The sequence below is a fragment of the Paracoccus sigandri genome, assembly GCF_003709565.1.
Classification (GTDB): Bacteria; Pseudomonadota; Alphaproteobacteria; order Rhodobacterales; family Rhodobacteraceae; genus Paracoccus; species Paracoccus siganidrum.
On the sequence record NZ_QNRC01000001.1, the window covers coordinates 212,392 to 224,569 of the forward strand.

The 12,178-nt window shown below is 68.9% G+C and carries 12 protein-coding genes; 6 read left to right on the forward strand and 6 right to left on the reverse strand.

Annotation, left to right across the window (positions count from 1 at the left end):
• The first annotated feature begins 88 nt into the window (after positions 1-88).
• Both C9E82_RS01165 and ilvD read left to right on the forward strand, forming a co-directional pair.
• Positions 89-403, forward strand: coding sequence for a DMT family transporter (locus tag C9E82_RS01165; RefSeq protein ID WP_119898599.1), 315 nt, complete (start codon positions 89-91; stop codon positions 401-403).
• Positions 404-540: 137 nt separating this feature from the next.
• Complete coding sequence (gene ilvD / locus C9E82_RS01170) at positions 541-2,379, forward strand: dihydroxy-acid dehydratase (RefSeq protein ID WP_119898598.1); 1,839 nt, start codon at positions 541-543, stop codon at positions 2,377-2,379.
• A gap of 57 nt (positions 2,380-2,436) precedes the next feature.
• Here the strand turns inward: ilvD and C9E82_RS01175 are convergent, their stop codons facing one another.
• Together C9E82_RS01175 and C9E82_RS01180 are read right to left on the reverse strand one after the other, a co-directional pair.
• Positions 2,437-2,910, reverse strand: coding sequence for an Lrp/AsnC family transcriptional regulator (locus C9E82_RS01175; protein ID WP_119898597.1), 474 nt, complete (start codon positions 2,908-2,910; stop codon positions 2,437-2,439).
• Positions 2,907-3,362 carry an Lrp/AsnC family transcriptional regulator gene (locus C9E82_RS01180; protein WP_119898596.1) on the reverse strand — a complete coding sequence of 152 codons (456 nt, stop codon included), beginning with the start codon at positions 3,360-3,362 and terminating at the stop codon, positions 2,907-2,909. The genes C9E82_RS01175 and C9E82_RS01180 overlap by 4 nt, the downstream gene beginning before the upstream one ends.
• A 127-nt stretch (positions 3,363-3,489) precedes the next feature.
• Here C9E82_RS01180 and ilvC point away from each other — a divergent pair, with 127 nt between their 5' ends.
• Positions 3,490-4,512, forward strand: a complete 1,023-nt coding sequence (ilvC, locus tag C9E82_RS01185; protein ID WP_119898595.1) for a ketol-acid reductoisomerase — start codon at positions 3,490-3,492, stop codon at positions 4,510-4,512.
• 149 nt (positions 4,513-4,661) lie between these two features.
• Here the strand turns inward: ilvC and dapA are convergent, their stop codons facing one another.
• Entirely contained in the window at positions 4,662-5,537 is an 876-nt protein-coding gene (gene dapA / locus C9E82_RS01190; RefSeq protein WP_119898594.1) for a 4-hydroxy-tetrahydrodipicolinate synthase, read from the reverse strand.
• 111 nt (positions 5,538-5,648) lie between these two features.
• Between dapA and C9E82_RS01195 the strand changes: the two genes are divergently transcribed.
• A complete protein-coding gene (locus C9E82_RS01195) occupies positions 5,649-7,715 on the forward strand; it encodes a lytic transglycosylase domain-containing protein (protein WP_119898593.1) in 2,067 nt (688 codons plus the stop codon).
• Here C9E82_RS01195 and C9E82_RS01200 read toward each other — a convergent pair.
• The 3 genes from C9E82_RS01200 to C9E82_RS01210 form a co-directional block, all read right to left on the reverse strand.
• Entirely contained in the window at positions 7,681-8,637 is a 957-nt protein-coding gene (locus C9E82_RS01200; RefSeq protein WP_119898606.1) for a DMT family transporter, read from the reverse strand. The genes C9E82_RS01195 and C9E82_RS01200 overlap by 35 nt on opposite strands.
• A 141-nt stretch (positions 8,638-8,778) precedes the next feature.
• Positions 8,779-9,567, reverse strand: coding sequence for an inositol monophosphatase family protein (locus tag C9E82_RS01205; protein ID WP_119898592.1), 789 nt, complete (start codon positions 9,565-9,567; stop codon positions 8,779-8,781).
• Between the two features lie 55 nt (positions 9,568-9,622).
• Positions 9,623-10,537: a LysR family transcriptional regulator gene (locus tag C9E82_RS01210; protein ID WP_119898591.1), complete on the reverse strand. Its 915-nt coding sequence runs from the start codon at positions 10,535-10,537 to the stop codon at positions 9,623-9,625.
• 88 nt (positions 10,538-10,625) lie between these two features.
• On the opposite strand from C9E82_RS01210, the gene metF reads away from it, so the two are divergent.
• On the forward strand, positions 10,626-11,507 hold the full coding sequence (gene metF, locus C9E82_RS01215) for a methylenetetrahydrofolate reductase [NAD(P)H] (protein ID WP_119898590.1): 882 nt from the start codon (positions 10,626-10,628) through the stop codon (positions 11,505-11,507).
• 2 nt (positions 11,508-11,509) lie between these two features.
• Positions 11,510-12,163, forward strand: a complete 654-nt coding sequence (locus tag C9E82_RS01220; RefSeq protein ID WP_119898589.1) for an HAD-IA family hydrolase — start codon at positions 11,510-11,512, stop codon at positions 12,161-12,163.
• The last annotated feature ends 15 nt before the right edge of the window (positions 12,164-12,178 follow it).

Here is a 12,178-nt window from a genome sequence, read left to right on the forward strand (position 1 = left end):
CAGTTGTCCTAGATGACGGGGGCGAGGACGACCTCCCCATCACGGGCAGAACCGCCGGGACGACCCGGCCCGCGTCACGAGGCCTCCCATGCCCTGGCTCACCCTGTTCATCGCCGGACTTCTCGAAATCGTCTGGGCCACCGCCATGAAGCAATCGCATGGCTTCAGCCGGCTGCTGCCGACGGCGATCATGATCGTCACCATGATCGGCTCTTTCTGGCTGCTGGCCATCGCCATGCGCCAGCTTCCGCTTGGCACAGCCTATATGGTCTGGACCGGCATCGGCGCCGTCGGCAGCTTCATCCTGGGCATCGTGCTGCTGGGCGAACCCCTCACCCTGGCGCGGGTGATCGCCGCCTGCCTGATCGTCAGCGGCATCCTGGCGATGAAGCTCGCCTCGTGATCCTTCATCTTGGCGCAAATATCCTCGGGGGGAGTCCCGTAGGGACGGGGGGCAGACAGCCCCCCTTGCCGCCACGGGCAATTTCCTTCCGCCGCGCGCGGTGCTAAGAACCCGGCCAGCCAAAGGAGACTCAAGCCATGCCCGCCTATCGTTCCCGCACCACCACCCATGGCCGCAACATGGCAGGCGCGCGTGGCCTGTGGCGGGCGACGGGCGTGAAGGACAGCGATTTCGGCAAGCCGATCATCGCCATCGTCAACAGCTTCACCCAGTTCGTGCCCGGCCATGTCCACCTGAAGGACCTGGGCCAGCTGGTCGCGCGCGAGGTCGAGGCGGCCGGCGGGATCGCCAAGGAATTCAACACCATCGCCGTCGATGACGGGATCGCCATGGGCCATGACGGGATGCTCTATTCCCTGCCCTCGCGCGAGGTCATCGCCGACAGCGTCGAATACATGGTCAACGCCCATTGCGCCGACGCGATGGTCTGCATCTCGAACTGCGACAAGATCACGCCCGGCATGCTGATGGCCTCGCTGCGGCTGAACATCCCCACCGTCTTCGTCTCGGGCGGCCCGATGGAGGCCGGCAAGGTCGTGCTGGAGGACGGCAAGGTCAAGGCGCTGGACCTGGTCGATGCCATGGTCGCCGCCGCCGACGACACCGTCTCGGATGCCGACGTGGCCGCGATCGAGCGGTCGGCCTGCCCCACCTGCGGGTCCTGTTCGGGCATGTTCACCGCCAATTCGATGAACTGCCTGACCGAGGCGCTTGGCCTGTCGCTGCCCGGCAACGGCTCGACGCTCGCCACCCATGCCGACCGCAGGCGGCTGTTCGTCGAGGCCGGGCACCTGGTCGTCGACCTGGCGCGGCGCTATTACGAGAATGACGAGGCCGCCGTCCTGCCGCGCGCCATCGCCAGCTTCGCCGCCTTCGAGAACGCGATGACCCTGGACATCGCCATGGGCGGCTCGACCAATACCGTCCTGCACCTGCTGGCCGCCGCGCATGAGGCGGGGGTCGATTTCACCATGTCCGACATCGACCGGCTGTCGCGCAAGGTGCCGGTGCTGTGCAAGGTCGCCCCGGCCAAGGCCGATGTGCATATGGAGGATGTCCACCGCGCCGGCGGCATCATGGCGATCCTGGGCGAGCTGGACCGCGCGGGCCTGCTGGACAGCTCGGTCGGCAATGTCCATTCCGGCACGCTGGCCCAGGCGCTGGACCGCTGGGACGTGGTCCGCACCGAATCCGCCACCGTGCGCGACTTCTTCCGCGCGGCGCCCGGCGGCGTGCCGACGCAGGTGGCCTTCTCGCAGGACCGCCGCTATGAGACGGTGGACCTGGACCGTGCCGGCGGGGTTATCCGCAATGTCGAAAACGCCTTCTCGCGGGATGGCGGGCTGGCGGTGCTCTATGGCAACCTGGCCGAGGACGGCTGCATCGTGAAGACCGCGGGCGTCGACGATTCGATCCTGAAATTCAGCGGCCCCGCGCATATCTTCGAAAGCCAGGACGACGCGGTGTCCGGCATCCTGACCGGCAAGGTCAAGCCGGGCGAGGTGGTGCTGATCCGCTACGAAGGGCCGCGCGGCGGGCCGGGGATGCAGGAAATGCTGTATCCGACCAGCTACCTGAAGTCGAAGGGCCTGGGCAAGGCCTGCGCGCTGGTCACCGACGGGCGCTTCTCGGGCGGATCGTCGGGGCTGTCGATCGGCCATGTCTCGCCCGAGGCGGCCGAGGGCGGCACCATCGGCCTGGTCGAGCAGGGCGACCTGATCGAGATCGACATCCCGAATCGCCGCATCCACCTGGCGGTCGACGACGCCACGCTGGCCGCCCGCCGCGCGATCCGCGAAGCCGAGGGCTGGAAGCCCGCGAAGCCCCGCAAGCGCAAGGTGTCGACGGCGCTGCGCGCCTATGCGGCGATGACCACAAGCGCGGCGAAGGGGGCGGTGCGGATCATTCCCGAATAGGGCACGGCCACGGGGCGCGCGGCAGCGGTCGGCGAAGGCGGCTTGCCGCCCCGGCCGCTATCCCTGCGCCAGCGTCCCCAGCGGCCCCGGCCGCCGTTCCTCGGACAGCAGCACATTGGCCTCGACCTGGCCGATGCCGGGCAGGGTCATGATCCGCCGCCGCAGGATGCGCTCGAAATCGGAAATGTCGCGGGCGGTGATGCGCAGGCGATAGTCGAACTGGCCAAGCACGTGCTGGACCAGCTGCACCTCGGGGATGGCGGTGACGGCGCGCTCGAAATCCTCCAGGCTGGTGCGCCCCTTCGCCGCCAGCCGGATGCCCAGGAACACCGTGACGCCGAAACCCAGCGCCGCATTGTCCAGAACCACGCGCCGCCCCGCCAGCACGCCCGATTCGGTCAGGCTGCGGATCCGCCGCCAGGCCGCAGGCTGGCCAAGCCCCACGGCGCGGCCGATCTCGGCGGCGCTTCTGGTCGCATCCGCGGCCAGCAGCCGCAGGATCGCCAGGTCGGTGCCGTCCAGCCCGCTCACAGCGCCAGCTCCGTGCTGTCCTTGATGGTCGAGACCAGCATCAGCGCGTCGATGTCCGAGACATGCGGCAGGGTCAGGATCCGGTCGCGATAGATCTGCTGCCAATGCGCCATGTCCCGCGCAATGACCGACAGGCGCAGGTCGACGCTGCCAAGGAATGTCTGGATTTCAATGACTTCCGGGACGTCTCGGGCCGCGGCCATGAATTCGTCGAAGGCGCGGGGATTGGTCTTGTCCAGGTTGAAGCGCAGGCTGACCTCGACCTCCCATCCCAGGGCGCGCCAGTCGATCCGCGACTGGATGGCGGCGATCACCCCGGTCTCGCGCATCCGCTCCAGCCGCCGCCACAGGCTGGCCGGGGTCACGCCGGCGCGCCCGGCCAGCACGGCATTCGGCGCCTCGGGATCGGCCAGCAGCTGGCGAAGTATGCGCCGATCCGTCGCATCAGGCATGGATTTCATGATTGATCCAAATTTCAGGCATGATTTTCTCGTTTCAATCGCATTTTCCGCGATGAATGAACATCCCCCACGTCATGAACCGGCTAGAATGGCTGCATCAGACAGGAAAGGACCTGACATGCGCGTTTACTATGACCGCGACTGCGACGTGAACCTGATCAAGGACAAGAAGGTGGCGATCCTCGGCTATGGCAGCCAGGGCCACGCCCATGCGCTGAACCTGCGCGACAGCGGCGCCAAGAATGTCGTCGTCGCGCTGCGCGAGGGCTCGGCCTCGGCGAAGAAGGCCGAGGCCGAGGGGCTGCAGGTGATGGGCATCGCCGAGGCCGCCGCCTGGTGCGACCTGATCATGTTCACCATGCCGGACGAACTTCAGGCCGAAACCTACAGGAAATACGTCCACGACAATCTGCGCGAAGGCGCGGCGATCGCCTTTGCCCACGGGTTGAACGTGCATTTCGGCCTGATCGAGCCGAAGCCCGGCGTCGATGTGATCATGATGGCCCCCAAGGGGCCCGGCCACACGGTGCGCGGCGAATATGTCAAGGGCGGCGGCGTGCCCTGCCTGGTGGCGGTGCATCAGGACGCCTCGGGCAAGGCGATGGACCTGGGCCTGTCCTATTGCTCGGCCATCGGCGGCGGCCGTTCGGGCATCATCGAGACCAATTTCCGCGAGGAATGCGAAACCGACCTGTTCGGCGAGCAGGCGGTGCTCTGCGGCGGCCTGGTCGAGCTGATCCGCATGGGCTTCGAGACGCTGGTCGAAGCCGGCTACGAGCCCGAGATGGCCTATTTCGAATGCCTGCACGAGGTGAAGCTGATCGTGGACCTGATCTACGAAGGCGGCATCGCGAACATGAACTACTCGATCTCGAACACCGCCGAATACGGCGAATATGTCTCGGGCCCGCGCATCCTGCCCTATGACGAGACCAAGGCGCGGATGAAGGCGGTCTTGCGCGACATCCAGACCGGCAAGTTCGTGCGCGACTTCATGCAGGAAAACGCCGTCGGCCAGCCCTCCTTCAAGGCGACCCGCCGCATCAATGACGAACATCAGATCGAACAGGTCGGTGCGAAACTGCGCGAGATGATGCCCTGGATCTCGAAGGGCAAGATGGTCGACAAGGCCCGCAACTGATCGCGAAACCGAACCGGCCGGGGGCTGTCTGCCCCCGGACCCCCGAGGGTATTTGGACAACGAAGAAGCCGGCCGCTTTCATCTTGGTCCAAATATTCCGGGGGAATCGCCGCAAGGCGATGGGGGCAGCGCCCCCTTTTCCCTATCGGTCAGAGAAGCCCGGCATGTTCCAGCGCCGCGTCGATCTGGCGGCGCGCGCCCTCGGTCAGCGGGGTCAGCGGCAGTCGCACCCGTTCGTCGCAGAGGCCAAGCCGCGACATCGCGTATTTCGCGCCGACCAGACCCGGCTCGACGAAGATCGCGACATGCAGGGGCATCAGCCGGTCCTGGCATTCCAGCGCCGTCGCGTAGTCGCCCGCCAGCGTCGCCTCCTGGAACCGGGCGCAGAGCTTCGGCGCGACATTCGCCGTCACGCTGATGCAGCCCACGCCGCCATGGGCGTTGAAGCCGAGCGCCGTCGCGTCCTCGCCCGACAGCTGGATGAAATCCTTGCCGCAGGTCATCCGCTGGCAGCTGACGCGCTCCAGCCTGCCGGTGGCGTCCTTGACGCCGACGATGTTCTTCAGCTGCGCCAGCTGGCCCATCGTCTCGGGCGTCATGTCGATGACCGAGCGGCCGGGGATGTTGTAGATGATGATCGGCAGGTCCACCGCCTCGGCCAGGGCGGTGAAATGGGCGATCAGCCCCGCCTGGGTGGGCTTGTTGTAATAGGGCGTCACCACCAGCGCCGCGTCGGCGCCGACCTCGGCGGCATGGCGCACCAGCCCGATCGCCTCGCGGGTCGAGTTCGACCCCGCCCCGGCGATCACCGGGATGCGGCCGGCGGCGATCCTGACCACCTCTTCCACGACAAGGCGATGTTCGTCATGGGTCAGGGTCGGGCTCTCGCCGGTCGTGCCCACCGGCACCAGCCCGTGGCTGCCCTGCCCCACATGCCACTCGACCAGCTTCTTCAGCGTGTCCAGATCCAGCTCGCCGTCCGGGGTGAACGGCGTGACGAGGGCGGGCATTGACCCTTTGAACATGACACGCTCCTATGGGCTCGGGTTGAAGTCGCGCGAACCTATATCCGGGCGATGGACTTGCCAAGGATGTGAATTGCGCTTCCGGCGCAGGGCGGCGACATGAGAGGGGTGATGCGACATCTGCGCGACATTCTGGCCGTGGCGGCGCTGGTCGCCCTGCCGCTTTCCGCACCCCGCGCCGAGGATGCCGGGGCGATGGCGCTGGCGCTGGCGGCGGCCGATGTCCGCGACTGGGTGACGGCGCGGGATGCGGCGCGGGCCTCGGGTCCGATGGCCGAGGCGCTGGTCGGCTGGCAGGCGCTGCGCCTGGGCCATGGCGGCTTCGACGACTACCTGGCCTTCCTGCGCGTCCATGGCGACTGGCCCGGTCTGGCGCTGCTGCGCCAGCGCGGCGACGGCAAGCTGCGCCCCGACCTGCCGGCCGAGGCGATCCGCGAATGGCTGGGCGACCGGCTGCCGGATTCGCTGGCGACCGAGACCGCCTGGCTGGCCACGCTGGACGAGGATGCCGCGCGGGCCGAGCGGGCGCGTTTCTGGCGCGAGGTCCCGCTGAGCGCGGCCGAGGAAACCGCCTTCCTGGCCGCCCATGGCGACGAGCTGGCGCCGCTGCATCCGGCCCGCGCCGTGGCCATGCTGGACCGGCAGGAATGGGCGCAGGCCGAACGCCTGCTGCCCCGCCTGCCCGAGGCCCGGCAGCCGCTGCTGAAGGCGCGCATCGCCTTGCAGGCGGGACGCGCGGGCGTCGACGACCTGATCCTTGCCCTGCCCACTGACCAGCGCGCCGATCCCGGCCTGACGCTGGACCGCTTCCTGTGGCGGGTCCGGGCCAAGCAGCACGAGGGCGCGCAGGCGCTGATGCTGGAGGCCTCGGCCAGCGCCGAGACGCTGCGGATGCCGGATCTCTGGGCCTCGATGCGGGTCGATTACGCGCGGCTGGCGATGCGGGCCGGCGACTGGGCGCGGGCCGAGCGGCTGGCCGCGCCGCATTTCCTGACCCCCGACAACCGCCATTACGCCGACCTGGAATGGCTGGCGGGCTATGCGGCGCTGAAGCAGGGCGCCGCCGACCGGGCGCTGGAACATTTCCTGCATCTGGAGGAGGTGGTCGCCAGCCTGATCAGCAAGGCGCGCGCCCATTACTGGCAGGGCCGCGCGCATGAGGCGCTTGGCGATGACGCCGCCGCCGCGCGCGCCTATGCGAAGGGCGCGGCCATGCCCGGCACCTATTACGGCCAGCTTGCGGCCGAAAAGGCGCGCGTCACCATGCCCGCCGATTACGCCGTCACCGGCGAGGCCACGGACAGCCTGCCCGACTGGCGCGGCAGCGCGCTGCGCGAGAACAACGTCTTCCAGGCCGCCCTGTGGCTGGTGGCGACCGGCCGCAAGGATGACGCGCAGCGGTTCCTGCTGCATCTGGCCGAGACCGCCGGCCCCGAGGATATCGGCCGCATGTCGCGGCTGATGTACGAGGCCGGCGCGCCCTGGCACGGCCTCAGGCTGTCCAAGCAGGCCGCGAACAAGGGCATCATCTATCCGGCGGCGCATTTCCCGCTGACCGGGCTGGAGAAGAAGGAGCTGGGCCTGCCGCCCGAGCTGGTCCTGTCGATCGCCCGGCAGGAATCCGAGTTCAACCATACCGTCAGCAGCCATGCCGGCGCCAAGGGGCTGATGCAGGTCTTGCCCGGCACCGCGCAGGACATGGCCCGCAAGATCGGCGAGCCCTACGACCTGCCGCGCCTGACCACCGATGCCGCCTATAACGCGCGGCTGGGCGCGGCCTATCTGGCCGGGCTGCGCGACCGCTTCGGGACCTCGGTCGCGCTGACGGCCTCGGGCTACAATGCCGGGCCGGGCCGCCCCGCCCGCTGGCTGAACGATTTCGGCGACCTGCGCCGCGACTTCGACCCGGTGGACTGGGTCGAGCTGATCCCCTTCGACGAGACCCGCAACTATGTGATGCGCGTGACCGAGGCGATGCCCGTCTATCGCGCCCGCATCCAGGGCAAGCCCGCGCCGCTGGTGCCCACATGGGAGCTGACCGGGGGCGGGCTGATGCCGCCGCCGCCCGTCCGGCTGACGCTGGCCCTGTCGGCGCGGCCGCAGGCCAAGCCCTTCATCGGGCCGCGCCTGCCCCAAGGCTGGATCACGCCGATTTCCGCCGCATCCGCCACAGAGTGAACAGCCCCGCGCAGACCACGATCCCGGTGCCGATCACGACATTGGGCCGCAGCACCTCGCCGAAGACCACCACGCCGATGATGCTGACCCAGACCAGCTGCGTATAGGCGAAGGGCTGCAGCGCCGAGGCCTCGGCCATCTCGTAGGCGCGGATCATCAGGTAATGCGAGGTCATCCCGGCCGCGCAGAGGCAGGCCATCCACAGCCAGTCGACCGGCGCCAGCCATTGCCATTCCCAGATCCCGACCAGCGTGATCGCGACCGCCCCGGCGATGCCGGTCCAGAAGAAGCTGACGATAGGCGGGTCGTCGCGCGAGACATGGCGCGTCAGCAGCCCGTAGAGCGCGAACATCAGCGCCGCCGCGAAGGGCAGCAGCGCCTCGATCCGCATGACGCCGCTGCCGGGCTGCAGGATCACCAGGATGCCGATGAAGCCGATGCCAATGGCGGTCCAGCGCCGCCAGCCGACCTTTTCGCCCAGGACCGGGCCCGACAGCGCCGCGACCAGCAGCGGATAGGCGGTGAAGACGGCATGGGTCTCGACCAGCCCAAGGCGCACGAAGGCCTCGACCATGATCAGCACCTCGGCCACCAGGATCACGCCCCGGAAGATCTGGGTCAGCGGGCGCCGGGTCCTGACCGCGCGCTTCAGCCCGCCCGGCTGGCGCGAGACCAGCGCGATGACGAAGACCGCGAAGACCCAGTAGCGGATCATCACCACCAGGACCGGCGGATAGCCCTCGCCCAGCACGCGCGAGAAGCCGTCCTGCAGCGCGAAGATGAAGCTGACCAGGCACATCAGCAGGATCGCCAGCCCGGTGCGGTCCCTGACCGGCGGCCGGGTGCTGGGCGGGATCGGCGGCGGGGCAGAGGCAGAGGCCGCCGAGGCGGCATAGGGCGGGGCGTTCTTGTCGTCTGGCATGGTCATCGCGTTCCGGGCAATGCCCAGCCCATGCGCCCGTGCTGTCGCAAGGTCAAGGCAAGCCCGGTCTGCATGCCGTGCAAGCCCGCCGGCGTTGCCGGGATGCCGCGGGGCTGGGGCGGGTGGCCGGTGGATTCCCGGTCAGTCGCGGCTGCGGATGACCTTGGCGAAGGGATCGAAGATGGCGGCGTTGGCGGCCACCAGCCGGCCCGATTCCAGCGGATCGTCGCCGTCGCGCAGCCCCTCGACGAAGCCGCCCGCCTCGCGCACCAGCAGGATGCCCGCCGCCACGTCCCAGGGGTTGTTGCCGCGTTCCCAATAGCCGTCATAGCGGCCCGCCGCCACATAGGCCAAGTCCAGCGAGGCCGAGCCCCAGCGGCGCACGCCGGCGGTCAGCGGCATCAGCCGGGCCAGGTCCTGAAGCGTGGCGGGCAGCGGCCCGCGCCCGGCGAAGGGCACGCCGGTGGCGAAGATCGATTCGATCATCCGGCTGCGCCCCGACACCCGCAGACGCTGGTCGTTCATGAAGGCGCCTCCGCCCTTCTCGGCCACGAACAGCTCGTCCTTGGCGGGGTCGAAGATGACCGCGGCGACGATTTCCTTCTTGTGTTCCAGCGCGATGCTGACCGCCCAATGCGGCAGGCCGTGCAGGAAATTCGTGGTCCCGTCCAGGGGATCGACGATCCAGCGCCGGGTCGGATCCTCGCCCGCCTCCTCGCCGGTTTCCTCGCCCAGCCAGCCATAGTTCGGCCGCGCGCCGCGCAGTTCCTCCTTGATGATCCGCTCGGCCTCGCGGTCGGCGCGGCTGACGAAATCGCCCGCGCCCTTGACGCTGACCTGCAGGTTCTCGACCTCGCGGAAATCCTTGACCAGGCTGCGGCCAGCCTTGCGGGCGGCCTTGATCATGATGTTCAGATTCGCGCTTTGCATCCGGTGCTCCTATGGGGTTGGCCGCGTCATAGGCCCCCGCGCGCGAAAAGCCAAGCTAGGCCGCCGGGTCACGCAACATCCGCAGGGGTTCGGTGCGCGAAAGCCGCAGCACATGCGCCATGTAGGGCAGGCCCAGGTCGCTTTCCCGGACCGCGGCGTAAAGCCGGCGCATCATGCCCCCCGGCCCCAGCGGCAGCAGCGCCAGCTCGGGATTGGCGGCCTCGCGCCGCAAGACCCAGTCGGGCATCACCGCGACGCCGCGCCCGCTGGCCACCAGCATGACGGCGACGGCGGTCAGCTCGACCTGCCGGGTCTGGGCGGGCTCGATCCCGGCGGGGGTCAGGAACTGGCTGAACACGTCCAGCCGCCCGCGATCCATCGGATAGGTGATCAGCGTCTCGCCGGCCAGGTCCTGCGGCTCGGCATAGCCCTTCTGGACCAGCGGATGCCCGGCCGGCACCAGCAGCGTCGGCGAATAGTCGAACAGCGGCTGGAAGGTCACGCCCGCCACCTCCTCGGGGTCCGAGGAGATCACCAGGTCCACCTCCTCGCGCGCCAGCGCCGGCAGCGCGGCGAAGGCCAGGCGCTGGCGGATGTCCACGTCGACCTCGGGCCAGGTGCGGCGGAACAGATCCAGCACCGGCAGAAGCCAGTCGAAACAGGCGTGGCATTCCATCGCGATATGCAGCCGGCCGACGCGGCCCATCTCGACGCCCTTGAACTCGGCCTCGGTGGCGGCGACCAGGGGCAGCACCTGCTCGGCCAGGCGCAGAAGCCGCATCCCCGCCGCCGACAGCCGCATCGGCTTGGCGCGGCGCACGAACAGCTCGACGCCGGCCTGTTCCTCCAGCGCCTTGACCTGGTGCGACAGCGCCGACTGGGTGATGTTCAGGACATCGGCCGCGCGGGCCAGCCCGCCCTGTTCATGAATCGCCCGAACCGTGCGAAGATGGCGCAATTCAAGGTGCATGTGAGCCGCTTTCATGATCAACTTGAAGATTATGAATTTGTTTCACCGTTAGCGCCGTGGCACAAGGCCGCAAAGGAAAGGAATCGTCATGAGCCGCCCCGCGCCGAAAATCAGCTTCGAGTTCTTCCCGCCGAAGACGCTGGATGCGTCCTTCCGGCTGTGGGAAACCGCGCGCGCGCTGGCCCCGCTGCGGCCCGATTTCGTGTCCGTCACCTATGGCGCGGGCGGCACGACGCGGCAATTGACGCATGAGGCGGTGACGACCATCAACCGCCACTACGGCGTGAACGTCGCGGCGCACCTGACCTGCGTCGAGGCGACGCGCGCGGAAACCCTGAAGATCGTTCAGGACTATGCCGATGCCGGCATCCGCGAGATCGTGGCCCTGCGCGGCGATGCGCCCAAGGGCCAGGACCGCTTCACGCCCCATCCCGACGGCTTCGCCCATTCGGTCGAGCTGATCGAGGCCATCGCGGCGCGCGGCGACATGACCATCCGCGTCGGCGCCTATCCCGAGCCGCATCCCGACAGCGCCTCGACCGATGCTGACGTGGCCTGGCTGAAGCGCAAGATCGACGCGGGCGCGACCAGCGCCATCACGCAGTTCTTCTTCGAGCCCGAGACCTTCTTCCGCTTCCGCGACAAATGCGCGGCGGCGGGGATCGAGGCGCCGATCATTCCGGGCCTTCTGCCGATCCAGGGCTGGGCGGGCGCCAAGCGCTTTGCCGCCACCTGCGGCACCAGCATCCCGCAATGGGCCGAGGACGCCTTCGCCACCGCCATCAGCGAAGGCCCCGACAGCGAACGCCGGCTGGCCACCGCGATCTGCACCGAGCTGTGCGGCAAGCTGCTGGACGGCGGGGTGGACCGGCTGCATTTCTACACGCTGAACCGGCCGGAAATGACCCTGGATGTCTGCGCGACCCTGGGCATCCGGCCCGAGCCTTCGGGGCTGGAGGCCGTGGCCTGACCATGCCGCGCTGCCTGCTGATCGACCTGGACGGCACGCTGGTCGACAGCGAGATCGCCAATTGCCGCGCCTTCCTGGACCTGCTGCCCGACCTGCCGCTGACCCTGCCCCAGCTGATCGCAAGCTATCGCGGCGTGCAGCTGGACCGGATCATCGAGGACCTGACCCAGCGCCACGGCGTCGCCCCCGACGCCGATTTCGTGCCGCGCTATCGCGCCCATGTGGCGGGGCTGTTCGAGCGCGAGCTGGCGGCCTTTCCCGGCGTGGCCGAGGCGCTGGACCGGATCGACCTGCCGATCTGCGTCGCCTCCAGCGCGCCGCGCGACAAGATCGCCACGGCGCTGCAGATCACCGGGCTGGCCGGGTTCTTCGGCGACCGGCTCTACAGCGCCTATGACGTGCGGGCGTGGAAGCCCGACCCGGCGGTGTTCCTGGCCGCCGCGACCGGCATGGGCGTCACACCCGACCAGTGCCTGGTGATCGAGGACAGCGCCGTCGGGCTTGCCGCCGCCCGCGCCGCGCGGATGCCGGTGCTGCATTTCACCCCGCATGAGGACGGGGATCAGGACGCGCAGGCCGAGGGCCGCTTCACGCATTGGCAGCAGCTGCCGGACCTGCTGGCGGCCGCGCCCTGGGGCGTGGCGATTCGGGGCTGAACGATGCGGGGCTGA